The following is a 23669-nucleotide window of genomic DNA, read 5'->3' as shown; positions in this document are numbered from 1 at the left end:
TCGACGAATCGTCGAGGTGAGCGACGCCGTCAGCGACAGCGATCGCAGACGTACGTCGTCGGATCCGCGGTCCGAAGCTTCGCCCCCGGCACGTACCGGCCACAGTCAGCACACCAGGTCCAGTACACGCGGTGGCTCGTGACCGATTCGTTCGCCGACTCGCTGCGCGCGTCGATCGATATCGATCGGTCGTCGACTGCAGTCACCGTTCCGTCGATCGGCGCGTGCTGGGCGATGCTGATTCCCTCACCCGGCCGCGCGATCATCTCCCCTTCCTCGAGTTCGTCGCCCGGCCGAACGATCGGCTCGCTCGGCGTGACGACGCCCTCGAAATCCGGGTTCGTGATCAACGGAACCTCGACGCGGCTGGGGACGATCGTTTCAGTTGGCTCGATCTCGTGGACCGAGTGCTTCCAGGCTGCCGGCGCGAGGACGTTGACGCGCCCGCCGCCGAGACGGTTCTCCTCGACGACCGACTCGTCCATCACCAGGAGGCAGTTCGTTCGCTTGCGGACGCCGAACTCGTCGGGCGAACCGTCGATCTCGAAACACCACCCCGGCCCGCCGTCGAGGATCACCTCGTTCTCGTCGAGCGCGTCGGTCCGTCCCGCCGCCTCGAGCAGATCGGTCGCGGGCGTCCCGATCGGCACCTCGAGGAAGCGGTGGCGGGGCACCCGCCCGTCGACGTGGACGAACTTTCGGATCGTCGGTTCGCCGTCGACGAGCGCCGCGCGGACGTTCCAGAGGGTTTCGGTGTTCTGGACGAGCCAGCCGTGGTCCATGGGTAACTCCTTACCCTGCATGACGACGTTCGCGATAAGCCGCAGGAGCACACTCTCCATCCCGTACTCGTACCTGTCCTCGGTGTAGGCGACGATAACACCGCGCTCGCTCTCGTCGATCGGAAGCTCGTCCGGCTCGTAGACCGTCGCGTCGATCGCTCGTTCGAGGTCGCGGACCCACTCCTGGCGGTCGGTCCACTTGGCGCCGATCACGATCCGATCGAAGGCGTGATCGAGCAATCCGTCGAACAGCGCGGCCAGTTCGTCGGCTCGCTCCCGGCCGAGCCACTTGTCCATGTAGTAGTTCGGTTCGCTCTCCTGGTGGTTCACCAGCAACGAATCGACCGACTCGAGGTGCTCCCACTTGGCGTAGGACGGGAACCCGGCACCGCCCGCACCTGCGACTCCCGCGTTTCGGAGTGTGACCGCGAACTCCGGCAGTTCGACCCCTCGGAGTTGTTCTCGGGTTACGCTCATGGCCCCGGGAGAGAGTATGTTACCAATTGGCATAGGTTTTGCCAACAATGAGACTAAATTACTGGAATATCTCTACGTTTATTCGGGATTTAGTGTTCGATCAACCGAATTTTCCCGCATTTGGAAGACGAATGGCATAGTCTCGACCGATCCCTCGAAGAGCGTGTGGTATGATAGCAATACCCTGGTTCAGGAGGCGAAGACGTTCCGGAAATTGACTATCTTCCTGCAGGACGACCGAGCAAACCCACCAAAGTACAGAAAACACGGCGACCAACACCCACGCAGTACGGTCACGTTCAAAGAAGATGGCTTCAAACACGACAGTCACAACAACAGGATTCGCCTCTCGAAAGGACGAAACCTGAAAGAACACTGGTCAGACTTCATCCTCTGCGAAATCGAAATTCGACCCGGCGTGACCGTCGAGAACGTCCGTCAAGTGCGAGCCGTCTGGAACGGTTCAAAAGACGAATGGGAACTCCACATTGTGTGCAAATGCGAGATCGAGGCCGAGTCTCCCGGCGACGAAACTGCTGGTATCGACCTCGGTATCTCGAACTTCGCCGCTGTCTCGTACTCGACGGGCGACCACGAGTTGTATCCAGGGAACTGCTTGAAGACTGACGAGCGATACTTCGCTAAGGAGATAGCGAAGTGCAACTCCTCTCGGTCGAACAAGGCACTCAGACTCCGCCGGAAGCGTTCTGAGCGCCGGTCGCATTACTTGCACGCCGTTACCCGACACATCGTCTCAGAATGTGCCGAACGCGGTGTTGGAACGGTTGCTGTCGGCAACCTGGAAGGCATCCGTGAAGACGACGAAACTGGCGAGGCTCGAAACTGGGGCGACCGGGGAAACGAAGGCTTGCACGGATGGGCGTTCGACCGCTTCACGAACCTACACACATACAAGGCAAACGCCGAAGGCATCGCTGTTGTCGTCGTGAATGAGCGAGACACCTCGAAGACATGTTCGTGTTGTGGACAGAAGCAAGACACTAATCGTGTTGAGCGTGGCCTGTACGTCTGTCGTGGGTGTGACGCCGTGATGAATGCCGACTCGAATGGCGCAGAGAACATCCGTTGTCGGTTAGACCAAGCAGAGAAGGTAACTCTGAATCCTTTAGGGGATAGGAGTAGCGGGCGTGTGGCACGTCCAGTAGTCAACCTGTTCCGCCGTGGAGAACACGGTCCGAGTAGTGGACAGGGGACGTTCGTCGAACAAACGAGCATCTGCAAACCGTAAATATCCCAACGCGGAACGGGAAGCCCCGCTGTTTACGGCGGGGAGGATGTCACTTCTCGATAATACTCTCCTCGACCGCCTCGCCGAAGTGTCGCGCGGTGTCCTCGTAGTAGAGCAACAGTTCGTCGCCCGCCTCGAGATCCGTGACGGCCGTTCGGCCCTCGCTCGTCGGGACCTTGATGGTCTCGGCGTTCTGGAGCAGCGTCTCGATGCGGTCGCCGTCGCTCGTCTCGAGGGCGATCCGGAACATGGGCCGTTTCTCGATCTTGACGCGGCCGACGATCGCCTCGCGGGTGTTGCCGTCGGTGTCGACGACCTGGACCTCGTCGCCGCTCTGAAGCTCCGAGAGGTACTTCGTGCCGCCGTCGGGCGTTCGGACGTAGGCGTGGACCGCGCCGGCGTTGACCCGGAACGGCCGCGATGCGACGTACGGCGACTCGGCCGTCTCCGCGTGGACGAAGACGAGTCCGCGGGCCATCGAGCCGACGAGCATCCCCTCGTCGTGCTCGAGCAGCGAGCCGGTGTCGACGCAGACCCGATCCGCGCTGCCGACCTGTTCGACGTCGAGTACCTCGGCGTACTCGAGGTCCAGCGACTCCCGCTCGGCCCGGTCGCGAACCTCGACCGTCCGGCGGATCTCGTCGGGGTCGTCCGAGTCGAGCAACACGGCGTCGGCGCCGATCTCGAGGGTCTCGAACGCCGTCTTCGCCTCCTCGGCGGAGGTGACGCCCGCGACGAGTTCGGTCTCCTCGCCGATGCGCGCGATCAGGTTCTCGAGGGGAATGATCGTCCAGTCCTCGCCGACGACGATCGTGTGGTCGGCCTCCTCGGCGGCGCTCTCGGCGAACGACTCGTACTCCTTCCCGAGGATGTGCACGTAGGCTCCTCGGTCGAGTTCGCCGTTGCGGCGCAGCGTCGAGAGATCGGCGGAGCCGGAGAGATCCTCCGGGAGATCGATCGTGCCGTCGCCCTCGCCGTCCTTGCCGACGACGATCGCGTCGGGCTCCGCGTCCGTTCCGTCGTCGCTCTCGATGTTGTCGACCAGCGTTACGTCACCGTCGGTTCGAAACGCGGCGACGCCGATCTCGCCGAGTTCGCGGACGCGTTCGACGTCCTCCTCGTCGACCAGTACCCAGTCGGCGCCCGCCTCGAGCGCGGCCGTGATCCGCCCTCGGCGATCGTCCCAGTCGCCGACGGCATCGTCGGCCTTGACCCAGACAGCTCTCGTCATACCTCGATCCTCGAAGGGGAGTGGCTTGAACGTGGCGGATCTGGCAGCAGTCGGGGCAATCGAAAGGTCGGGTCCCGTGACAGCCGCTCGTTCGATCTGTCACACGGTACCGTAGGCCGCGCTACGAAACGTTGAGAACGCTCGATACCGTACCGTTGCCAAGATGGCTGTCTACGATGCGATCTGTTTCGATCTCGACAGGACGATCTGCGAGCCCACGCAGGATCCCGAGACGCTGCTCGAGCGGACCTTCGAGGACGTCGACTGCGATCCGTTCTGTACGCACGCCGATCTCCGCGCCGCCATCCCGTCGCTGCCGACGGCCGAGACGGCCCGCGGGTTCTACGAACACCTCTTCGGCGAGGTCGCCGGCCGAGCGGACGCCGACCCGACCCTCGCCCCCTCGCTCGCGGAGCGCTACCTCGAGCGACAGGATCCGAGCGCCGTCCGGTTCCGTCCCGGCGCGGCGGCCGCCCTCGAGTACGCCCGCGAACGCGGCCAGGTCGCCCTCATCACGAACGGGGGACGGCCGACCCAGATCCAGAAGCTTCGCGCGCTCGGCATCGAGGACGCGTTCGACGTTCGCGTCTACACGGATCCGGGCGCCGGCATCTATCCGAAGCCCGACGCGGCGCCGTTCGAGCGCGCGCTCGCCGAACTCGAGGCCACGCCCGACGCCGCGATCCACGTCGGAGACTCGTTACGTGCCGACATCGCCGGCGCTAACGCGATGGGGATCGACTCCGCGTGGATCGACGTCGGCGGCGACCGCGCGGCGGAGGACGAACACGAGCCGACGTACGAACTCTCGTCGCTCGAGCGACTCGAGTCGATCCTCTAAGGCCGCGACAGCGGCGAACGGCTACTGCGAGGGAAGAAGGTCGGTGTGGATGACGGCGCGGTATCTGCTCTCGGTCGCCTCGTCCAACCGTTTGAGCAGCGGTGCGACGGCCGGGAACGAGTCGGGGAGTTCGAACGGATCGTCGTCGCGATCGCCGCGCTCCTTGCAGCGTTTGACGAACGCGGCCAGCGCCGAGTAGTCGTCCGGCCGAACGTAGACGACGCCCATCGCGTCGGTTCCCTCGTCGACCCGTTCGCGCCAGGTCTCGAGCAGCGTCTCGACGCGCCGTCGGGCTTCTTGCTCCCGTTCGACGAAATCGGCCGCATCGGGTCCGTCGCCGTCGAAGAGGTCGTCGAAGGCGTCCTGGATCTCCGCGGCGTTCTCCTTCAGCGAGGGCGCCTCCTCGTCGGCCGCGAGCAGGTCGTCGACGGCCTCGAGTTCCTCGCGCCGAACTGCGGTCGGATAGACGAACTCGTGCGTCTCCTCCGGAAGCCTGTACGAACGACCCTCGACCCCCTGTTGGCCTTCACCCGACTTTCCCAGCATCAAATCGAGTATTCCCATAGATGAACCTGCACGCGGTCACCGAATAAGTGTTCCGTGGCCGACTGCCGGTAGCGTTCAGATACGCGGTCGCTGGATCCGCAACTGGTCCGAAAGCCCTGGGCGTTCGCGGCCGCTCGGGCGGATATCCTCGTTTGCTCGCGACGTTGCCGCTCGCGTGTCGCGGTTCTCGTTCACTGCGTTCACTCCGAACCGCTCACCACTCGTCGCCGAGCGCCGCCTTCGTCCCGCCGAAGCCGCTCGCGCTCCGCCAGGTGCGTCCGCTGTCGGCGTGTTCGACCTCGATACCACTGCCGCAGTTTCCACACCGGTACCCGTCGGGCGCTCGAACCGGCTTCGACGCCCGGTGACGGGTCGCCCGCCAATCGCAGTTACGCTCGCGACAGCGAAGCACGTACCGCGGCTCGGCGAACGACCGACAGTGACGGGGTGCGTCGAGCGTCGCAGCCAGTTCCCGGAATCGCGATCCGTGACCCGACTCGCCGAAGCGCTGGAACTCCCAGGCGTGGACGAGTTCGTGTCGGACGACGGCGGCGAACTCGGACCACTCGTAGCGCTCGTAGGCCCGGCGGGCGAGCACGATCGTCGCCACCTCGCGGTCGGCGTGCCACCGGCACAGTCCCGCTCGGCGGCGCGCCCTCGCGGACACTCGCCACTCGAGCGCGTCGAACTCGAGTCCGAGATCGTGTTCCCCGATGACCTCGCGGGCGTGAATGCGAGCGCGAGCGACGATCTCGTCGTCGATCGTGAGCTCCTCCTCGGTCACGGATCGACGAACGAAATCGGACCCCGAAACCCTTCCGGATTCCGACATCCCTTCGGAGCACCTTTTTTCGCACGCGACGAGCCTCGAACATGAGCGACCGCACGCTTCCGGAGCCGCGGCCGCCCGCACCCGACGCACCGATCCAGCCGACAGCACTCGTTCTCACCGCGGTCGCAGAACCGCCGCTGGACGAGCGAGGGGCGTGGCTCGAGCGCTACGAGCCGACCGACGCGCTCGCCGTTCCGGGAACGGACACGCCCCTGTACGTGACCGAATCGGGGATCGCCATCACGACGACCGGGATCGGCAAGAGCGACGCGGCGACGACGACGGCGTCGCTGCTCGCGACTCCCGGAGTCGACCTCGGGTCGGCGTACGTGCTCTCGGCCGGTATCGCGGGCGCGTCGCCGGCGACCGCCGCGCTCGGTTCGGTCGTCGTCGCCGACGCGGTCGTCGACTGGGACCGAAAGCACCGGTGGGACCGAGCCGAGAAGGCGGACGGGAGCGCGGACGGCGAATCGGCTGAGTCGGATGCGATCGACACGCTCGCCTACCGACCGCGGGATTACGTCCACCACCTCGAGGACCGACTCGTGGACGAGGCGCTCGCAGTCGCCGAGGACGTCGACCTTCGTACGGACCCGGCCGTCGACGCCTACAAGAGACGGTATCCCGACGCGACGGCCGACGGACCGACCGTCGAGACCGGAACGACCGTCTGCGGCGACGAGTTCTGGCACGGCTCGCGCTACGCGCGAGAAGTCGACCGGCTCTGCGAGCAGTACGGCGTCGGACCCTACGCGACGACGCAGATGGAGGACGCCGCGGCGGCGACCGCCCTCGAGCGGTTCGATCGCCTCGAGCGGTACCTGAGCGTGCGCGCGGTCGCGAACTACGATCGACCGGCGCCCGGACAGACCGTCGAGGAGAGCTTCGACGGGACCGAGGCGAGCCTCGCGCTGGCGATCGAAAACGCCGCCCGCGTCGGCTCGGCGATCGTCGAGCATCTCGTCGCGACGGATCCGCTGGAACTGCGTTAGAGTATCTCCTCCGCGAGCGCCGTTTCGAGCGTCGACGCCACGGCGTCGGCCTCGCGCTCCCGGACGGTGAGCCCCTGCTCGAGCTGGAGTCCGCCGCCGTCAGCCGCGAGCCAGTTGACGAAGTTGTTCGGGCTGGCGCCGGCGTACGGCCCGTCCGAGACGGTTTCGACGGATAGCGTGACGGCCGTCTCGAGACGCGAGGCTACCGCCCGTTTGGTATCATCGTCGATCCCGCCGCCGACGAGCACGCGGTCGTCGGCGAGCCCGTGCAGGCTGATCACGGTCTCGAAGCCGCGGTCGGCGATCTCCTCGAGCAGGGGGTACGATTCGGGATCGATCGCCGACGACGGCGGATGCCACAGGTCGAACGCGTCGCCCTCGTCGGCGTACCCCAGACGGGTCCAGCAGCTGGCGGCCGGGAGCCGCGTCGCCAGCTCGAGCGCCTGCTCTGCGGTACCGGGTTCGACTCGCCCGCCGTGGGCGGCACAGATCAGCACTTCGTCGCTCGAGCCGTCGTCGTACAGCAGTTCTGTCAGGTGTCCCGTCTCGGTTACCTCCAGCGGTCGCGTCGTGATCGTTGATCGGGCCACGAATCCGGCGTACGCCCTCGCTCGAAATAACTATTGGCGGGCGATCGAGCGATCGGTTGAAATATTCGTAAAAAGGTGATTCACGCGCCGCGGGGTTCGGTCGTGGGTGGGGTGACGTCCTCGTCGATACGGCGGCCGCCGTAGGCCACGGCGACCATCGAGAGGCCGGTCGTGAAGAGGCTGATACCGACGAGCAGTCCGATCGCCCAGGCCGCATCCGCTGGGAAGCCAGCCCAGAGGAGGCCCGCGAGGACGAGCGAGACCACTCCGCTGGCCGCGATCCAGCCCCGTCCGGGCTCGCCAGCCATTCGCAGACTCACTCCGAGTTCCGCGACGCCCTCTACCAGCAGGTACGCGATGACCAGGATCGTCAGGGTCAGGAGCCCGAGAACCGGGTTGGCGAGGAGGACGATCCCGGCGACGACCGAGACGATCGCGAGCGTTAGTTGCCAGAGGGATCCCCGCCATCCCCGTGCGGTGACGGCGTGACCGCCGTGGACGAGACCGACGACGACCAGTAGCGCGCCGACGATGTACGTTATCGCGAGACCCATCGCGAACGGCAGCAACATCGCGAGTAGGCCGAGTAATACGAGGACGCCGCCCGCGAGCGCGAGCGTTCGCCATCCCTCCTGCAGGGAGTACGTTCCGGCTTCTGAAGTGGTTGTACTCATGGTAATCTCCAGTAGTACAGAGGCGCCGTAAGTAGATACGAATTATTCACGGGTTGACAGTAACTCCGGTGGACGGACCAGTCCGAAACGGAGAGGGAAACCGGCCGGATTGGACGGCACCGCCGAGGAGCGGCGGTCGGCGGTACTGTGGGGAGAGAACGAGACGAGAGCGCTGCGCGAAGCGGCTACGGCGGACCGTCAGACCTCGAGCGCCAGCCCGGACTCCGCGAGCGCGTCGTCGACCGAGAGATCGTCGTGGACGACCCCGGAGACGGCCGTCGCGATAGCTTCGGGATCCTCGTGCTGGAAGATCGACCGACCCATGGAGATCCCGGCGCCGCCGCCGTCCATCGCTCCGCGAACCATCTCGATGGTCTCGCGGTCGGTCCCTTTCGAGCCGCCGGCGATGACGACCGGGAGACGGGTCGACTCGACGACGTGCTGAAAGCTATCGGCGTCGCCGCTGTAGCCCGTCTTCACGAGGTCGGCGCCGACCTCTTCGGCGAGTCGAACCGCGTGGCCGAGCGCCTCGGGATCCGCGGAGTCGACGCCCGGCCCGCGGGCGTAGGCCATCGCGAGGACGGGAATTCCGAAGCGAGCGGCCCTCTCGGTGACCTCCGACAGCTGCGCGGTCTGATCCGGTTCGTAGTTCGAGCCGACGTTGATGTGGAAAGAGACGGCGTCGGCACCCGCGCGGATCGCCTCTTCGACGGTGCCCGTCATGCGCTTGTCCTGCTCGTCGGGGCCGATCGTCGTCGAGGCGTTGAGGTGGACGATGTAGCCCTTGCCGTTCTTGTTCTCGTGGACGCGCGGCGCGATCCCCTTCTGCGTGAGGACGGCGTCGGCGCCGCCGCGGGTCACGCCGTCGATGGTCGATTCGATGTCTTTCAGGCCCTGGACGGCACCGAGCGTGATACCGTGGTCCATCGGGACGATTACGTACGATCCGTCTGTACCGATTCGGTCGAGTCGTGCGTCGATTCCGGTGGTCATTGCGAGTGTCTAGCAATCAGGTGGTTATGGCTGTTCTGGTTCCGGTACATCTACCCCGGCGCCGCGGAGCGCGCCGCGTTTGAGTTCGCGGGCCTTGGCCTCGAGATCGGCCGCCGCGGGCGCGTCTCCCTCCCCGCGGTCCGCAACGATGTCGACGAGCGCGCTGCCGACGATGACGCCGTCGGCGCCCGCCTCGACGATCTCGGCGGCGTGGTCGCCCTCGCTGACGCCGAAGCCGACGGCCTTGGGGACGTCGTAGTCGGCCAATCGGGTCAGGCTGTCGTGGGTCGCGTTCGAGACGTCCGCTCGAGCGCCCGTCGTCCCGAGTCGAGCCTGGACGTAGGCGAATCCCGATACGTGGGACATGATCGTCTCGAGGCGCTCACCCTCGGTCGTCGGCGCGACGATAAAGACGAGGTCGAGTCCGTGGTCGTCGCAGGCCTCGCGCAGCGGGTCGGCTTCCTCCGCGGGGAGGTCGGGGACGATAACGCCCGAGAGACCGGCCTCGGCGGCGCGCTCGACGAACGGGCGGACATCAGGTTCCGATCCATACTGCAGGATCATATTGTAGTACGTCATCACCAGCAGCGGCGCCTCCGTCTCGAGTTCGTCGACGAGTTCGAAGAACCCCTGGGGGGTCGTCCCCGCATCCAGCGCGCGGTTGATCGCGGCCTGGATCGTCGGCCCCTCCGCGATCGGCTCCGAGAACGGCAGGCCGAGTTCGATCAGGTCCGCGCCGCCGCGGTCCAGGGCCTCGACGTACTCCTTCGTATCCTCGAGCGAGGGATCACCCGCGGTGATGTACGTGATGAGGGCAGGGCGGTTCTCGCGGATGGCGGCTTCGACGTCACTGTCGTAGTCGGTGCTCGGTTCGCCGCCATCGGTGCGAACCTCGGCGCTCACGGGTCGCTGCTCACGGTTCACCGGTCGCTTTTCGAGGTGCTCCCGTCGATCACTCCTCGCATTCGCTCCCCGCTCGTCCTTCCGAGATTCTCGCTCCGCACGACTCTCGCGCGTCACTGGTCGAACACCCCCACTTCGGGCGCGGCCTCGAGATCGCGCTTCTCGGTCTCCTCGAGCACCGTCTCGAGGTCCTTGTCGCCGCGACCGGAGACGTTGACGACGACGAGATCGCCGAGATTCTCGTACTTCTCCTCCAAGTAGCCGAGCGCGTGACTCGACTCGAGCGCCGGGATGATCCCCTCGAGCCGCGAGAGCCGGTGGAAGCCGTTGAGCGCGGCGTCGTCGTCGACGCTCGCGGGCGTGACACGCCCGGTGTCGACCAGGTGCGAGAGTTCGGGGCCGACGCCGGCGTAGTCGAGGCCCGCACTGACGCTGTGTGATTCCATGATCTGTCCGTCACCGCTCTGGAGCAGCTTGGTCATCGCGCCGTGGAGCACGCCGTCGGTGCCCGTCGAGAGCGTCGCGGAGTTGGGGGCGAGCCCCTCCGCCTCGTCGATCTCGAGGCTCGAGCCGCCGGCTTCCACCGCGTAGAGTGCCACTTCGTCGTCAGGGATGAACTCGTGGAACGCCCCCATCGTGTTCGAGCCGCCGCCCGCGCAGGCGACGACGCTGTCGGGGAGCCGACCGGCCTGTTCCTGAATCTGCATACGGGCTTCCCGGCCGATAACCGCCTGGAAGTCCCGGACGAGTTTCGGGAACGGGTGCGGGCCGACGACCGACCCGATCACGTAGTGGGTTCGCTCGACGGTCGTCGCCCAGTCGCGCATCGTCTCGTTGATCGCCTCCTTCAGGGTCGCGCTGCCGGCGTCGACGGGGTTCACCTCGGCGCCGTTCATCCGCATCCGGTAGACGTTCGGCCGCTGGCGGTTGACGTCGGTCCGGCCCATGTAGATCTCGCAGGGCATGTCGAGGTGGGCCGCGGCCATCGCGGTCGCCGTCCCGTGCTGGCCGGCGCCCGTCTCGGCGATGATCCGCTCTTTGCCCATGTACTTCGCGAGCAGCACCTGTCCGAGCGCGTTGTTCAACTTGTGGGCGCCGCCGTGGACGAGGTCTTCGCGCTTGAGGTAGATCTCGCGGTCGTAGCGCTCGCTGAGGCGATCCGCGCGCTGCAGCGGCGTCGGTCGACCGCCGAAGTCCCGCATCCGCTCGCGGAACTCGTCCATGAAGCCGTCCTCGTTCTCGAGGACGTATCGCTCGTAGGCGTCCTCGAGTTCCCGCAGCGCCGGCATCAGCGCCTCGGGCACGTACTGTCCGCCGTACTCTCCGAACGTGGCGTCGCTATCCCGCTCGCGGTTGCGTTGGCTTTCACTCATGATCGGTCTCGCCTCCGAGGTTCGTCGCTCGCGTCAGTCGTCGCGCGTTCTCTCTCACGTCGCTGTCGCCGCCGTGGTCCATGATGGCGCTGCCGACGAGCAGCGCGTCTGCGCCCGCCTCGCGCATCCGCCGGACGTCTCCCGGCGTCGACACGCCGCTTTCGGCGATCAGCGTCACGTCGTCCGGAGCGTGGGGACTGACGGATTCAAACGTTCCGAGATCGACCTCGAGTCGCGCCAGATCCCGGTTGTTCACGCCGATGATCTCGGCACCCGCCTCGAGCGCGGTCTCGAGTTCCTCGCGGTCGTGAACCTCGACGAGCGGCTGGAAGCCGCGCTCGCGGGCGGCCGCGATCAGTTCCTCGAGATCGTCTACGAACCGCGCGATAAGCAGGAGGAGATCGGCTTCGACGACGTCCATCCCGTCCTCGTCGAGCACGAAGTCCTTCCGGAGGACGGGGACGTCGACGGCCTCGCGAACCCGACGGAGCGCGTCGGGAGAGCCGCCGAAGTGCGACGGCTCGGTGAGCACCGAGATCGCCGCCGCGCCGCCCTCGACCATCGCCTCGGCCAGTTCGACGGGATCGTCCGTGCGCGTTCCGTCGGCGGTCGGACTCGTCGGTTTCACCTCCGCGATGATCGGGATGCGACCGTCCGCCTCCGCTCGAGCCAGCGCGTCGGGGAGCGACCGCGCCTCGACGGTCAGGCGGTCGCGATCGCCGCCCGTTCGCTCCCGGGCCGCCTCGAGGATGGACTGGACAGCGGGAGCCAGCTCCGTTCGAGAGTTCATTATTGTACACTGACGTACTGTTATGTACATAAGGCTTGCGTCATCGAACCGAACCGACCGGCGAATATTCAAGGCTGTCTCCCCTATCGGTCCGGTATGGAGGAGGCCACGGACGCTGGCATTTACGCGAAGGAGTCGTCGTACCTCGACCGATACGTCCAACTCGGAGCCGCGAGCGGGCGGGTGTTGCGCGTTACGTTTCCGAAGACCCCGGAATCGGACGCCGAAACCGATCACCCCGTGCTCGAGCGGATCTTCGAGTATCTCGACGGCCTCGAGGAGATCGAGTTCGGCGACGTTCAGGTCGCGCTGACGATGCCAACCGACCAGCGCACGGTGTTAGAGCAGGTCCGGGAGATCCCCTACGGCGATCAGGTCGACGTCCGAACCCTCACCCGAATGACGCCCGAACTCGATCCGGACGACAACGAGGACGTAAACCTGGCGCGGACGGCGCTGGACAGTAACCCGGCACCGATCCTGATCCCCGACCACCGCGTTCGCGACGGGCCGAGCGCCGCACCGCCGCCGATCGAACAGAAGTTGCGCTCGCTCGAGGGGCTGTAAGACGGGTCCCAGCACCGAGGTACGTCCGACCAGCGGCCGAACTCGTTTTAGACGGCGAAAGTGCTCGAGTACTCGACGGAAAGCGCCTACTCGCTGTACCAGGCCGCGTAGATGTAGAGCCCGATACCGGTGAAGACGAGCAGCGACGTCGCCAGGTCGAACACCAGCAGCCGGGTGAACAGGTAGGCGAACTGGAGCAGGCCGCCCGAGACGAGACAGACCGCGGCACCCATGACGACCGACAGCTCCATCTCGGCCTCCCGGAAGAGGATCGCCCCGATCCCGATCGCGATCGCGCCGAAGACGAACTCGGTTGCGTACATCGCGGTCGGGTCGTCGGCGATCGTCGCGTAGAGGAACAGTGAGAAATAGAATATTACCCCGTACACGATCAGTCGGCGCGCCGACTCCGACAGGTCGATCGTCCCGTTCATATCCGATCCCTACAGGTCGGTCCTCTTAGCTTTCGAGGGTTTCCGCCCACTCGAACTCGAGACCCTCGTGGACGAGGAACTCGAGGGCGTTGACGAGATAGTGGGCGACCACGACCACCAGGAAGCTCCCGGTGACGACGTAGATGGCCGCGAGGACGAACCCGAGGACGCCGGTGACGACGATTCCGACGCTGCCCTGCATCCCGTGACCGACCGCGAACGCGACCGACGAGACGACGGCCAGCAGCCACGGCGAGAGTCCGAAGCCGACGGAAAGCGTGCCGATCAGCGCCGCCCGAAAGAGCAACTCCTCGAAGACCGCGATGATCGGGAGCACGACCCCCAACAGGACGAGCCATCCCTGGACCGACTCGGGTGCGAGCAGTTCCCGCAACTGCTCGTCGTGGTCGAAGCCGAACCGCGTCGCGGTCGCGGCCCCGAGTTCGTTCGCGACGTAAAGTGCGAGGCCGAACACGGTGCCCAGGAGCAGGCCCCTCTCGAGATACGACTGCGAGAACTCGATACCCAGGGCGTCGGCCGGAATCCCGGTGTAGACCACGGCGCCGAGCAACACGAGCGCGAACAGCCCCTGCGACGCCGCGACGTTCGCGAGCACCGTGCCCGTCGTCAGCGACTCCGGATCGACCCTTCGGTCGCCAGCGCGCGGCCGCTCGCGAACCGTCGGTTCGGCGGATTCGTCGGCGCTGTTCTCGAGGCCGGTGGTCGCGTCGTCCGACTCCCTCGCCGAGACGGCGGACTCGCCGGGAGTCGGTGTCTCGGGGGTAGTGCTCTCGCGCTCCGGTATCGAATCGACGGAGTCGGTCTCGCTTCCCGATTCGGCGTCGGCACTGGAATCGGTATCGAGATCCGCATCCTCGAACGCGGACTGCGTGAGGGTGGAAAGAACGAGCAGCAACGCGAGGACGACGCCCGTGATAGCCGCGAACGCCGTCCAGTCGGCCATTTACTGCGGACTCGGGTTCGAACCGCCGGCACCGCCGACGGCCTGCTGGTCGAACGCCGATCCGGTGATCGACTTGAGTCGATCGACCAGCGAGTCCTTCTTCGGCTCGCCCATCAGGGCGACGTCGAGGACTTCGCTGATGTTCGAACACGGGATGATCTCGATCATCTCGGCGTACTCGTCTTCGATCATCACGTCCTGTTCGTTGGCCTGGGGGATGATGACCTTGCTGCAGCCGGCCTTCGCGGCGGCCTCGATCTTGTGGGTCACGCCGCCGACCGGGAGGACGTCGCCCCGGACCGAGAGCGAGCCGGTCATGGCGACCGACTGGTCGATCGGGATGTCCTCGAGCGCGCTGATGACGGCCGTCGCCACCGTGATCGAGGCGGAGTCGCCGTCGACGCCCTGCTGTCCGGCCTGGACGAACTGGATGTGGACGTCCTTCTCCGAGAGGTTCACGTCCGAGAACTTCTTGATGATCGCGGAGACGTTCTGGACGGACTCCTCGGCCATCTCCTTCAGCTGGCCGGTCGCGATGACCTGACCCTGGCCCTGTGCGGGCGCGATTTCGGCCATCACGGGGAGCATGATACCGGAGTCCTCGCCCATGACGGCGAGGCCGTTGACGCGGCCCTCGACGCCGTCCTGGGTGACCTGCAGTTCGTAGTCCTTGCGGCGCTCGATGTAGTCGTCGGCGAGCTGTTGCTCGATCGAGCGCGAACGGTCCTTGGCCTGCAGGACGTCGTCGCGCGTCGTGTACTCGCGGTCCTCGGCGCGGGCGATGTCGCCGGCCACCCGCACGAGACCGCCGAGGTTCCGGAACAGCAGCGTGAGGTGTTCCTTGCGGCCCGCACGGCGCTTGGCCTCGAGGATGATTTCCTCGACGGCCTCGCGCTCGAAGTGGGGCAGGCGCCCGTCGCGTTCGACCTCCTGGGCGATGAAGCGGGCGTACTTCCGGCGCATCTCGGGCGTGTCCTCGATGGTGTCGTCCATGTACACCTCGTACCCGTAGCCCTTGATACGGCTCCGGAGTGCGGGGTGCATGTTCTCCATCGCGTCCAGGTTCCCTGCAGCGATCATGACGAAGTCACAGGGGACGGGTTCGGTCTGGACCATCGCGCCCGAGGAGCGCTCGGACTGTCCGGTGATCGAGAACTCGCCCTCCTGGATCGCCGTCATCAGCTTCTGCTGGGTGCGTACGTCGAGGGTATTGATCTCGTCGACGAACAGCACACCCTTGTTGGCCTTGTGTATCCCGCCGGGTTCGACCCGGTCGTGAGACGGCGTCTCCATCCCGCCGGACTGGAACGGGTCGTGGCGGACGTCGCCGAGCAGCGCGCCGGCGTGGGCGCCGGTCGCGTCCTCGAACGGCGCGGTGCGCTGATCGCCGTTGTCGACGATCATGTTCGGCACCATCGCGTCCGTGCCGCGGCTGGTGTAGCGGAAGATGAACCAGATGATACCCGCTGCGAGGATACCAAGCAGGATCTGTCGGGCGAGGATAGCGTACCCGACGACGATCGCGATGATGATCCACATCAGGATCGACCGCATCTGGTTGCGCTTGCGAGCTTCCTCCTTGTGCGCGTCGATAATCTGTTCGCCCTTGCCGGCGGGGACGGTCCGGACCTTCGGCTCGTTGCCGTCGTCCGGGTTGTGGTAGACGAGAACGTCTTGCAGATCTTCCTGGGGCAGGAGCTGACTCATCGCCTTCGCCAGCATCGACTTGCCGGTACCCGGCGAGCCGATCATCATCACGTGTCGGCGCTGCTTGGCCGCCTTGATGATAATGTCTCGAGCTTCGTCCTGTCCGATGACCTGGTCGACGAGGCGGTCGGGAACCTCGATATCCGCCGTCGAGTCGATCTTGAGTCCGCCGAGCAGATCGTCCTCAGCGTTCTCCTCGTCGACTTCGACACCCGGATCGACTTCGACGGTGCTGCCGAGGTCTTCGACCGTTTCGACTTCGTCCTCGGTCTCGTCGATGCCCGACTCGGGGTCAAATTCCTCGTCCGGGGCGCCGCCGGACTCGTCGGTCTGGTCGCCGTCGTCCATATTCGGCGACCGATCCCCTTGGCGCTCCGGACGCTGCTCCTCTCGGGTCTCGTCGGGAGCGGCGTCAGATGCGCCTTCAGGGGAGTCGTCAACGTTCGTATCGTTACTCATAGAACTCTGTTCGGTACCTGATCCGAAGGGATTGCGACTGATATACTTTCTCCATGCGGAGCGTTGCGCTAGTGCCCGAAATCAGAGACTACGGAGCCAGTGTAGCACGATTACGCCGAGGGGGAATCCGTTCGGTTCCGAGAATTCGCCGGAAATATCTCCCTTCCGGTCAGTCGGCCGACGGGACCAGCAGGGCAGAAAACTCGCCACGCTTAAGCGCTACGCCGGAACAGTGTTCCGCATGAGGGGGTTCTACATCGGTCGCTTCCAGCCGTTTCACAACGGCCACCGCAACATGGTCGCGCAAATCGCCGAGGACGTCGACGAACTCGTCCTGGGGATCGGAAGCGCCGACGACTCACACACCGTCCGAAATCCGTTCACCGCCGGAGAACGCATCATGATGATCACCAAGTCGCTGGTCGATACCGACCTCGTGACCTACGCCGTTCCGATCGAGGACTTAGAGCGCAACTCGGTGTGGGTGAGCCACGTCCAGAGTATGAGCCCCGACTTCGACGTCGCCTACTCGAACAACCCGCTCGTTATCCAACTGTTTCGGGAGGCCGATATCGAGATCCGTCAGTCGCCGATGTTCAACCGCGAGGTTCTCGAGGGAACCGAGGTCCGCGAGCGCATGATCAACGGCGGCGACTGGGAGTCGCTGGTTCCCGAGGCGGTCGTCGAGGTCGTCGAGGAGACCGACGGCCTCGAGCGCATCCAGATGGTCAGCGGCTCCGATTCGAACGGAGCGTAACGTCTCTCCGTTACCGTCGTTCTGCAGCGTCTCCCGAGGAGCGTGTGCTCCCGTCCGGACGACCGGTCGTTCCAAGACACACCGATTTTCGTCGATGGAACCGTACCCCCTTCCATGATCACGCTCACGTCGGACTTCGGCACCCCCTATCCCGCGGCGATGAAAGGCGTCGTCCTCCAGCGATCGGCCGCGAGACTGGTCGACGTCGGACACGACTTCCCGCGACACGACGTCCGAACCACGGCGTTCTGGCTCCGGGAGACCCTCCCGTACTTTCCGCCCGCGACCCACCTCGTCGTCGTCGACCCCGGCGTCGGAACCGAACGCGACGCGCTCGTTCTCCGTGCCGGCGAACACACGCTCGTGGGTCCGGACAACGGCGTCTTGCTCCCCGCGGCCCGTCGCCTCGCCGGCGAGCGCACCCTCGAGAGGTACGTGATCGACGAACGACGGCTCGAGCCGGTCGAGCCAACGGTGGGCGCAGCCCCTTCCGGAACCGCTGGCCCCTCCAATCGAGGGCCGGCGAGCACGACCTTCCACGGACGGGACGTCTTCGCCCCCGCTGCAGCGGCGGTTCACGAGCGCGATCCGGGTCGGCTCGAGTCGCTCCCGTTTCTCTCCCCGACAGCGGATCCCGTCGCTCTCGAACTTCCCGACGCGACGGTCGACGAGGGGCACGCCACCGGAGAAGTCCTCGTCGTCGACGACTTCGGGAACGCCATCACGAACGTGCCCGGTACCTACCTCGAGAACCGGAATCGAATCGTCGCAAACGGCGACCTCGTTCCGGTCGGCGACACCTTCGGCGCCGTTTCGGCGGGTGACCGACTCGCCACGGTCGGCAGTCACGGTTACGTCGAACTCGACGTCAACCGGGGCCGCGGCGACGAGGCGTTCAGCCTCGAGGTCGGCGATCGGATCGAACTCGGGCCGGCACCGTCGAGCGAGTGAAGAGCGAGACGACCGGCGTAACCGATCGCTACCGACCGCTCTCCCGAGTACGACGCAACTACCGAAAAAACGAAAGCGGATCTGGGAACGTTACTCGGCGGCGATGACGTCGTCGATGCGGACGATCATCGTCGCGGCCTCGGTCGCGCTCTCGATGGCTTCGCGCTTGACGTCGGCGGGGTCGACGACGCCGTACTCGAACGGATCGGCGATCGTGACGTCCTCACCGTCGGTGATGAGACCGGCGCGGCCCTCGGACTCGTGGGCCGCACGAAGGTCGACGAGGGTGTCGATCGGGTCCTGTCCGGTGTTGGTGGCGAGCGTCCGCGGAACGACGTCGAGCGCGTCGGCGAACGAGGTTACGGCGAGTTGCTTGCGTCCCTCGATACCGGCGGCTTCCGAGCGGATCTTGTCCGCGATAGCGATCTCGGTCGCACCGGCGCCGGGGACGACCTCGCCCGAGTCGAGCGCCGTCGAGACGACGTCGAGTGCGTCGCCGATTGCGCGCTCGAGTTCGTCGACGACGTGTTCGGTGCCGCCGCGGACGAAGACGGTGACGGCCTCGGCGGCCGCGCCACCTTCGACGAACGCGAGGTCGTCGTCGCCGTAGTTCTTGGTCCGGACGCGGTCGGCCGCGCCGAAGTCGGATTCCTCGAGGTCCTCGAGGGCACCGACGCGGGTTGCACCCGTCGCGGAGACGATCTGGCGCGCGTCGGAGTTGCCGATGTCGTCGAAGACGAGCACGCCCTCGCTCGCGAGGAACGAGCTGATACGGTCGTCGACGTCGTCGGTCGTGAAGACGACGTCGGCGCCGCTCTCGGCGAGCGTTTCGGCGTAGCCCCGGACCTCGCTCTCCTCGGCGTCGATGGCCTGGTTGAGCTGGTCGATCGAGTCGATGGCGTACTCGGCGTCAATCTCGCCGGTGCGGACGCCGAGTTCGACGTCGAGCACGGCGATCGAGGCGTCCTCGACCTCGCTCGGCATCGCGTCGTGGGCGGCCTCCTCGTCGATGACGATGCCGGGGACGAGTTCGGTCGCGTTCGAGGACGCGCCGATCTGCGTGTGGACGGTGACGTTCTCCCGCTCGACGCCCGCGTCCGTCTCGACGTGTCGGATCGCCTCGACGACCGTCTCGGCCAGCGACTCGGCGGTCAGACCGCCGGTGCCTTTGCCGGTCATGCTCGACTCGGCGACCTGCTTCAGAATCTCGTCGTCGACCTCGTCCTCGCCGACCTGCTCGGCGATCGCCTCGAGGGCGATCTCGGCGGCCTCGTGGTAGCCCTCGACGATCGTCGTCGCATGGACGTCCTGTTCGATGAGATCTTCGGCCTCACCGAGCAGGTTGCCAGCGATCACGGCCGCGGTCGTCGTTCCGTCGCCGACCTCCTCCTCCTGGGAGTCGGCGACCTCGACGAGCATCTGGGCCGCGGGGTGTTCGATGTCCATCTCGTTCAAGATGGTCGCGCCGTCGTTCGTGATGACGACCTCGCCGCTCGAGTCGACGAGCATCTTGTCCATCCCGCGGGGTCCGAGTGTCGTCCGTACCGACTCGGCGACCGCCTTGCCGGCCATAATGTTCGACGACTGGGCGTCTCGACCCTGCGTTCGCTGACTATCCTCGCTCATAATGAACATAGGCTGTCCGCCCATGCGTCGCTGTTGTGCCATTGTGGATCCTCACTAACCATGTCGTCAGCACTTCTATATAAGCTTTTCCCTCCTGTCGGACTCGCGTCTTGCGATTCCGCCGTGCGAATCGTCTGCACACCGCGAGCGACGAGTCGGTAACCAGATATGTTCGTTCCGAAAAGAGGTGGACGGGATGCTGGAGCTGGAACACGGGTTTCGTATCGTAGACGTCTACGCACGCCTGATACCGGACCGCGAGACGCCAACCGGGGGCCGAACGATCTCGCCGGATCGACTCGAGCGGGAGATGCACCAGGCCGGGATCACTCGATCGGTCGTCTTTCCGGCCGCGGCGGCGGGAACGACGTACGTCGCACCGAACAACGGCGTCGCCAGACGCAGCGTCGACCGCCCGTTCGTCGCGTTCGCCCGAATCAACGGAACACACCGACCCGAGACGACCGCCGCGGGTCGGCTTCGAAACGCCGTCAGTCGACGCGCGGACCACCACACGACTCCCGACGACGTCGAGAGGTACGCCTACGACGACCGCTTCCACGGCTTCGTCCTCGATCCCGCCGTCGACGACTACCCGGACGAGGCGGTGCTCGCGGCCCTCGAGGACGCCGGGCTCCCGCTGATCGTCCGCGGCGGCGTCGACGCGCCACCCGCGGCGCTGGCGGAGACGCTCCTCGGCCGGTCGTTCCCGGTCGTCGTCGCACACTTCGGCGGCCATCCGCTCGATCGGTCGCTCATGACCGAGATGATCGACCTCCTCGAGCGCTACGACGACTGCTACCTCGAGACGAGTTTCGTCAGGTATCGCGACCACCTCGAGCGCGCGCTCCGGGAACACCCCGACCGCGTGCTCTTCGGGAGCGGGACGCCCGCCTGCCATCCCGACGTCGCCGTCATGGAGATTCTCACGCTGGACGTCTCGGAAGATCTGCTACGCCGAGCCTTCTCGAAGAACGCCTGTCGAGTGATCGACGTACTCGCCCCGAAATCGAAATCTCGGGACTGAGGGCCCGCACTCCGAAGAACCGTCGGATTATCGACCGCTGTCCCGAGTGAGTCGATTTATGACCGTCCCGAAACTTCGATACGTATGGTCGTGAACCGAGCGTCCGGATTGCCGCGCTCGAGACCGACGATTCAACGGTGACTACCAGGTATGCTACACGCTCTCGAACAGCGATTCGGTTCGCGGATGGCGGTCCTGCGCATCTACTGTTACGGACTCTGTATGGGGACGGCCGACGCGCTCCCCGGCGTCTCCGGCGGTACCGTCGCCCTGTTGTTCGGCTTTTACGGCCGACTGATCGCCGCCGTGACCGCGCTCACGCCCGGGAGAGCGATCGCCGCGCTCCGCGGATACGATCCCGATCGACGGGAACGAGCCCGGGAGGCGTTGCTCGAGATGGACCTGCAGTTCCTCCTGCCGCTCGGCATCGGAATGGCGACCGCCGTCGCGCTCATCGCCGGCGCCGTCTCGGCGCTGTCCGAGTCCCACCCGGTTGCGCTCTTCGGCTTCTTCATCGGGCTGATCGCCGCATCCGCGGTCGCCCTCTTTCGAAGTCTGACCCTCGCCTCGACGCGACACGCCCTCGCAGCCGCCGCCGGGACCGGCCTCGCGCTACTCGTTTCCGCCAACATCCTCCAGCTGCCGGGAAGCGGCGCCGTCCTGATCTTCCTCTCGGGCGCGCTGGCGATCAGCGCGATGATCCTGCCGGGAATCTCCGGCTCGCTGATCCTGATCCTCCTCGGCCAGTACGTCTTCCTCTCGTCGGAGTTGACCGCGTTCATCCAGTCGATTCAGGACCTCGTCCTCGCCGGCGGAACGCTCGCGGCCGTCCTCGAGCCGGGGACGACCGTCGTCGTGTTCGTCGCCGGGGGGGTCGTCGGCCTCGTCACGATCGCCAGGCTCGTGCGGCGCGCACTGGATCGGCACCGCGAGGTGACGCTCGTCTTCCTCGTCGGACTCATCGCCGGCTCCGTGCCCGCGCCGCTCCACGAAATCGCCGAGACGCACGCTCTGACGACCGACGTCCTGTTGCTGACGGGCGCCTGGACGTTGGTCGGCGCGGTCGCACTCTTCGCAATCGACCGGCTCGCCGGCGGTTTCGATCCCGAATAACGGGCGCGGGTCGCCCCGCGGCGGTTTCGATATCGGTCGCCGGACCCGAACGTTATACTCCTGGCTCCTGATCGGTTCTCCATGGAGTCTGTTGGCACGGGACTCGCGGCTATCGACTGGAACGACCGGCGAGCGGACGTCTATCTCTCTCGTCCCGAGAAACGAAACGCGATGACGGTCGCCCTCATGCGAGAGCTGACCGAGGCGTTCGAACGCGTCGACGCCGCGGACGAAGTGTGGGCGGCGACCCTCCTCGGAGAGGGCCCCGTCTTCAGCGCCGGAATGGATCTCGAGATGATGCGCGACCGCGTCGAACCCGATTCCGAGATCGATCGCGACGTCTTTCCGACCCTGCTCGAGGCGATCGAGGAGACGCGACAGCCGGTCGTCGCCGGGATCAAACGGGCCGCACCGGCCGGCGCGTTCGAACTGACCCTTCCCTGCGACTTCCGGATCCTCGGCCGCGACGCGAAGTACGGGCTGCTCGAGGTCGCGCTCGGCACCTTCCCCCACGGCGGTGGTACCCAGCGACTGCCCCGACTGGTCGGCCTCTCGAAAGCGAAGGAGATCGTTCTCACCGGCGAATTCGTCGACCCCGAGGACGCGGCGCGGACGGGGCTGGTCCACGAACTCTGTGAGAACGAGGCGGTCGACGAACGGACGAAAGCGTTCGCGGACCGGCTCTGTGAGAACGCACCGCTGGGCCTCGAGAACGGGAAGCGCGCGCTCAACGCGGCCCTCGAGATGCCGCTCGAGCAGGGCCTCCAGTTCGAGCGTGCGCTCGGACGCGAACTGGACGATACCGACGACTACCGGGAGGGGTTCGAGGCCAGACTCGAGGAACGAGAGCCGCAGTTCCGTCGTGAGTGAGTCCTCTCAACGGCGATCGTAGACGCGGACGGCCCGGTCGTGGCGCACCGAGAGCCCGTTCGGGTTTCGACGGGAGGACCGATCCGCGTAGCGAGCCCGAATGCCGTCACGGAACCCGCCGCCGGCGTTCGTGACGACGTCGAGGCCGTCCGAGAGCCACCCCGTCGGCGTCGCGTCGCCGGTGACGATCCCTCGAACGCCGGCGACGCCGTCGCGGACTGCGCTGCCGACCGTCCGGGCGAGGACGGTCGGTCGCGGGCCGTAGTTCTTCGCGAGGCGATAGGAAAGGGACTGGTAGGTGGACCCCCAGTCGGAGTCGGTCCGTCCGCCGTCGGCTCCGACGTCGCTGTGAGCCGTCATCGGCCTCGACCAGGTGACCTCGAACCCGAGGCCGGCCACGCGGTGGGCGCAGTCCCGGGTACCGTCGGCCTCGAGATACTCGTCGAACCCGTCGAGTGCCTCGAGAACGGTTCGATCGAACGCGACGTTGTCGCCGTCGAAGGTAGTCACGCTGCGGCCGGCGATCGTCCGCGTCCGCTCTCCGTTCGACGTCGTTCCGTCGGCCTCCCTGATCGGACCGGTGACGACGTCGGCGTCGTTCCCGATCGCCTGCTCGACGGCCTCGTACCAGCCGGGTTCGATCACGTACTCCCCGTCCAGGAAGGCGACGACGTCGCCCGTCACTTCCTCGAATCCGGCGTTCCGGGAGACGTTGGGGTTCCGTTCGGAGATTTCGACGAGAACGTCGACGTCGGCGCGTTCGCGAACGACGCCGGTCGTCCCGTCCGACGATGGCCCGTTGACGACGACGATTTCCGTGCCTATCGGCGTCTCGGCGCTGATCGAGTCGAGACACGATAGCAACTGCTCTCGGTCGTTGAGCGTCGAGACGACTACCGAGAGCTCCATACCGTATAGTAG

General features: G+C 66.1%; 24 protein-coding genes. 9 read left to right on the top strand and 15 right to left on the bottom strand.

The genetic code is table 11. The features are described 5' to 3' along the window. Positions 1-29: 29 nt before the first annotated feature. Entirely contained in the window at positions 30-1259 is a 1230-nt protein-coding gene (locus NED97_RS03885; protein ID WP_252489415.1) for an NADH dehydrogenase subunit, read from the bottom strand. A 16-nt stretch (positions 1260-1275) separates the two neighbouring features. Between NED97_RS03885 and NED97_RS03880 the strand changes: the two genes are divergently transcribed. Continuing rightward, on the top strand, positions 1276-2508 hold the full coding sequence (locus NED97_RS03880) for an RNA-guided endonuclease InsQ/TnpB family protein (protein ID WP_252489414.1): 1233 nt from the start codon (positions 1276-1278) through the stop codon (positions 2506-2508). Between the two features lie 49 nt (positions 2509-2557). On the opposite strand, the gene NED97_RS03875 is transcribed toward NED97_RS03880, so the two are convergent. Next, on the bottom strand, positions 2558-3739 hold the full coding sequence (locus NED97_RS03875) for a 3-dehydroquinate synthase II (protein ID WP_252489413.1): 1182 nt from the start codon (positions 3737-3739) through the stop codon (positions 2558-2560). Between the two features lie 163 nt (positions 3740-3902). Here NED97_RS03875 and NED97_RS03870 point away from each other — a divergent pair, with 163 nt between their 5' ends. Then, complete coding sequence (locus tag NED97_RS03870) at positions 3903-4580, top strand: HAD family hydrolase (protein ID WP_252489412.1); 678 nt, start codon at positions 3903-3905, stop codon at positions 4578-4580. A gap of 21 nt (positions 4581-4601) precedes the next feature. Here the strand turns inward: NED97_RS03870 and NED97_RS03865 are convergent, their stop codons facing one another. Together NED97_RS03865 and NED97_RS03860 are read right to left on the bottom strand one after the other, a co-directional pair. Beyond that, on the bottom strand, positions 4602-5144 hold the full coding sequence (locus NED97_RS03865) for a hypothetical protein (protein ID WP_252489411.1): 543 nt from the start codon (positions 5142-5144) through the stop codon (positions 4602-4604). 196 nt (positions 5145-5340) lie between these two features. Continuing rightward, positions 5341-5910, bottom strand: a complete 570-nt coding sequence (locus NED97_RS03860) for a SprT family zinc-dependent metalloprotease (protein ID WP_252489410.1) — start codon at positions 5908-5910, stop codon at positions 5341-5343. Between the two features lie 89 nt (positions 5911-5999). Between NED97_RS03860 and NED97_RS03855 the strand changes: the two genes are divergently transcribed. Further along, complete coding sequence (locus NED97_RS03855; RefSeq protein WP_252489409.1) at positions 6000-6950, top strand: purine nucleoside permease; 951 nt, start codon at positions 6000-6002, stop codon at positions 6948-6950. Here the strand turns inward: NED97_RS03855 and NED97_RS03850 are convergent. From NED97_RS03850 to trpC, 6 genes are all read right to left on the bottom strand, one after another. After that, a complete protein-coding gene (locus NED97_RS03850; protein WP_252489408.1) occupies positions 6947-7540 on the bottom strand; it encodes a poly-gamma-glutamate hydrolase family protein in 594 nt (197 codons plus the stop codon). The two genes, NED97_RS03855 and NED97_RS03850, sit on opposite strands and share 4 nt — an antisense overlap. An 80-nt stretch (positions 7541-7620) precedes the next feature. After that, positions 7621-8214 carry an HdeD family acid-resistance protein gene (locus tag NED97_RS03845; RefSeq protein ID WP_252489407.1) on the bottom strand — a complete coding sequence of 198 codons (594 nt, stop codon included), beginning with the start codon at positions 8212-8214 and terminating at the stop codon, positions 7621-7623. 198 nt (positions 8215-8412) lie between these two features. Continuing rightward, a complete protein-coding gene (locus tag NED97_RS03840; protein ID WP_252489406.1) occupies positions 8413-9207 on the bottom strand; it encodes a 2-amino-3,7-dideoxy-D-threo-hept-6-ulosonate synthase in 795 nt (264 codons plus the stop codon). A 24-nt stretch (positions 9208-9231) separates the two neighbouring features. Beyond that, positions 9232-10110 carry a tryptophan synthase subunit alpha gene (gene trpA / locus NED97_RS03835; RefSeq protein ID WP_252489405.1) on the bottom strand — a complete coding sequence of 293 codons (879 nt, stop codon included), beginning with the start codon at positions 10108-10110 and terminating at the stop codon, positions 9232-9234. 113 nt (positions 10111-10223) lie between these two features. Beyond that, the gene (trpB, locus tag NED97_RS03830) at positions 10224-11483 is read right to left on the bottom strand and encodes a tryptophan synthase subunit beta (protein WP_252489404.1); all 1260 of its coding nucleotides are present in this window, start codon (positions 11481-11483) and stop codon (positions 10224-10226) included. Further along, positions 11476-12273, bottom strand: coding sequence for an indole-3-glycerol phosphate synthase (gene trpC / locus NED97_RS03825; RefSeq protein WP_252489403.1), 798 nt, complete (start codon positions 12271-12273; stop codon positions 11476-11478). The genes trpB and trpC overlap by 8 nt, the downstream gene beginning before the upstream one ends. Before the next feature lie 96 nt (positions 12274-12369). On the opposite strand from trpC, the gene NED97_RS03820 reads away from it, so the two are divergent. Then, the gene (locus NED97_RS03820; protein ID WP_252489402.1) at positions 12370-12840 is read left to right on the top strand and encodes an MGMT family protein; all 471 of its coding nucleotides are present in this window, start codon (positions 12370-12372) and stop codon (positions 12838-12840) included. A gap of 86 nt (positions 12841-12926) precedes the next feature. Here NED97_RS03820 and NED97_RS03815 read toward each other — a convergent pair whose 3' ends face one another. Genes NED97_RS03815 through lonB form a run of 3 tightly spaced genes read right to left on the bottom strand, consistent with a single transcriptional unit; the run spans position 12927 to position 16404 of the window. Continuing rightward, the gene (locus NED97_RS03815; protein ID WP_252489401.1) at positions 12927-13274 is read right to left on the bottom strand and encodes a hypothetical protein; all 348 of its coding nucleotides are present in this window, start codon (positions 13272-13274) and stop codon (positions 12927-12929) included. Between the two features lie 25 nt (positions 13275-13299). Then, on the bottom strand, positions 13300-14238 hold the full coding sequence (locus NED97_RS03810) for a CPBP family glutamic-type intramembrane protease (RefSeq protein ID WP_252489400.1): 939 nt from the start codon (positions 14236-14238) through the stop codon (positions 13300-13302). Beyond that, the gene (lonB, locus tag NED97_RS03805) at positions 14239-16404 is read right to left on the bottom strand and encodes an ATP-dependent protease LonB (protein WP_252489399.1); all 2166 of its coding nucleotides are present in this window, start codon (positions 16402-16404) and stop codon (positions 14239-14241) included. 241 nt (positions 16405-16645) lie between these two features. Here lonB and NED97_RS03800 point away from each other — a divergent pair, with 241 nt between their 5' ends. Together NED97_RS03800 and NED97_RS03795 are read left to right on the top strand one after the other, a co-directional pair. Further along, complete coding sequence (locus tag NED97_RS03800) at positions 16646-17161, top strand: nicotinamide-nucleotide adenylyltransferase (protein WP_252489398.1); 516 nt, start codon at positions 16646-16648, stop codon at positions 17159-17161. A gap of 114 nt (positions 17162-17275) precedes the next feature. Then, positions 17276-18112: an SAM hydrolase/SAM-dependent halogenase family protein gene (locus NED97_RS03795; protein WP_252489397.1), complete on the top strand. Its 837-nt coding sequence runs from the start codon at positions 17276-17278 to the stop codon at positions 18110-18112. 90 nt (positions 18113-18202) lie between these two features. Here NED97_RS03795 and thsA read toward each other — a convergent pair whose 3' ends face one another. After that, on the bottom strand, positions 18203-19747 hold the full coding sequence (gene thsA, locus NED97_RS03790) for a thermosome subunit alpha (RefSeq protein ID WP_252490566.1): 1545 nt from the start codon (positions 19745-19747) through the stop codon (positions 18203-18205). Positions 19748-19934: 187 nt separating this feature from the next. Between thsA and NED97_RS03785 the strand changes: the two genes are divergently transcribed. The 3 genes from NED97_RS03785 (at position 19935) to NED97_RS03775 (ending at position 22748) form a co-directional block, all read left to right on the top strand. Then, positions 19935-20765, top strand: coding sequence for an amidohydrolase family protein (locus tag NED97_RS03785; RefSeq protein ID WP_252489396.1), 831 nt, complete (start codon positions 19935-19937; stop codon positions 20763-20765). Positions 20766-20915: 150 nt separating this feature from the next. Then, entirely contained in the window at positions 20916-21878 is a 963-nt protein-coding gene (locus NED97_RS03780; RefSeq protein WP_252489395.1) for a DUF368 domain-containing protein, read from the top strand. Positions 21879-21959: 81 nt separating this feature from the next. Next, complete coding sequence (locus tag NED97_RS03775) at positions 21960-22748, top strand: enoyl-CoA hydratase/isomerase family protein (RefSeq protein ID WP_252489394.1); 789 nt, start codon at positions 21960-21962, stop codon at positions 22746-22748. A 6-nt stretch (positions 22749-22754) separates the two neighbouring features. Here NED97_RS03775 and NED97_RS03770 read toward each other — a convergent pair whose 3' ends face one another. Beyond that, positions 22755-23657 carry a glycosyltransferase family 2 protein gene (locus NED97_RS03770; RefSeq protein ID WP_252489393.1) on the bottom strand — a complete coding sequence of 301 codons (903 nt, stop codon included), beginning with the start codon at positions 23655-23657 and terminating at the stop codon, positions 22755-22757. Positions 23658-23669: the final 12 nt, after the last annotated feature.

The sequence above is a fragment of the Natronococcus sp. CG52 genome, from assembly GCF_023913515.1.
Lineage (GTDB): Archaea > Halobacteriota > Halobacteria > Halobacteriales > Natrialbaceae > Natronococcus > Natronococcus zhouii.
This window is presented reverse-complemented; position numbering and strand designations above follow the sequence as displayed.

What these genes read in the sequence shown, in the direction of transcription:
- NED97_RS03770 (WP_252489393.1), bottom strand. Translation starts at nt 23,657, where the DNA reads ATGGAGCTCTCGGTAGTCGTCTCGACGCTCAACGACCGAGAGCAGTTG.
- NED97_RS03840 (WP_252489406.1), bottom strand. Translation starts at nt 9,207, where the DNA reads ATGACCACCGGAATCGACGCACGACTCGACCGAATCGGTACAGACGGA.
- NED97_RS03845 (WP_252489407.1), bottom strand. Translation starts at nt 8,214, where the DNA reads ATGAGTACAACCACTTCAGAAGCCGGAACGTACTCCCTGCAGGAGGGA.
- NED97_RS03800 (WP_252489398.1), top strand. Translation starts at nt 16,646, where the DNA reads ATGAGGGGGTTCTACATCGGTCGCTTCCAGCCGTTTCACAACGGCCAC.
- NED97_RS03855 (WP_252489409.1), top strand. Translation starts at nt 6,000, where the DNA reads ATGAGCGACCGCACGCTTCCGGAGCCGCGGCCGCCCGCACCCGACGCA.
- NED97_RS03795 (WP_252489397.1), top strand. Translation starts at nt 17,276, where the DNA reads ATGATCACGCTCACGTCGGACTTCGGCACCCCCTATCCCGCGGCGATG.
- lonB (WP_252489399.1), bottom strand. Translation starts at nt 16,404, where the DNA reads ATGAGTAACGATACGAACGTTGACGACTCCCCTGAAGGCGCATCTGAC.
- trpB (WP_252489404.1), bottom strand. Translation starts at nt 11,483, where the DNA reads ATGAGTGAAAGCCAACGCAACCGCGAGCGGGATAGCGACGCCACGTTC.
- NED97_RS03880 (WP_252489414.1), top strand. Translation starts at nt 1,276, where the DNA reads ATGTTACCAATTGGCATAGGTTTTGCCAACAATGAGACTAAATTACTG.
- NED97_RS03815 (WP_252489401.1), bottom strand. Translation starts at nt 13,274, where the DNA reads ATGAACGGGACGATCGACCTGTCGGAGTCGGCGCGCCGACTGATCGTG.
- NED97_RS03885 (WP_252489415.1), bottom strand. Translation starts at nt 1,259, where the DNA reads ATGAGCGTAACCCGAGAACAACTCCGAGGGGTCGAACTGCCGGAGTTC.
- NED97_RS03780 (WP_252489395.1), top strand. Translation starts at nt 20,916, where the DNA reads ATGCTACACGCTCTCGAACAGCGATTCGGTTCGCGGATGGCGGTCCTG.
- NED97_RS03875 (WP_252489413.1), bottom strand. Translation starts at nt 3,739, where the DNA reads ATGACGAGAGCTGTCTGGGTCAAGGCCGACGATGCCGTCGGCGACTGG.
- NED97_RS03810 (WP_252489400.1), bottom strand. Translation starts at nt 14,238, where the DNA reads ATGGCCGACTGGACGGCGTTCGCGGCTATCACGGGCGTCGTCCTCGCG.
- NED97_RS03820 (WP_252489402.1), top strand. Translation starts at nt 12,370, where the DNA reads ATGGAGGAGGCCACGGACGCTGGCATTTACGCGAAGGAGTCGTCGTAC.
- NED97_RS03785 (WP_252489396.1), top strand. Translation starts at nt 19,935, where the DNA reads ATGCTGGAGCTGGAACACGGGTTTCGTATCGTAGACGTCTACGCACGC.
- NED97_RS03865 (WP_252489411.1), bottom strand. Translation starts at nt 5,144, where the DNA reads ATGGGAATACTCGATTTGATGCTGGGAAAGTCGGGTGAAGGCCAACAG.
- trpC (WP_252489403.1), bottom strand. Translation starts at nt 12,273, where the DNA reads ATGAACTCTCGAACGGAGCTGGCTCCCGCTGTCCAGTCCATCCTCGAG.
- NED97_RS03775 (WP_252489394.1), top strand. Translation starts at nt 21,960, where the DNA reads ATGGAGTCTGTTGGCACGGGACTCGCGGCTATCGACTGGAACGACCGG.
- thsA (WP_252490566.1), bottom strand. Translation starts at nt 19,747, where the DNA reads ATGTTCATTATGAGCGAGGATAGTCAGCGAACGCAGGGTCGAGACGCC.
- NED97_RS03870 (WP_252489412.1), top strand. Translation starts at nt 3,903, where the DNA reads ATGGCTGTCTACGATGCGATCTGTTTCGATCTCGACAGGACGATCTGC.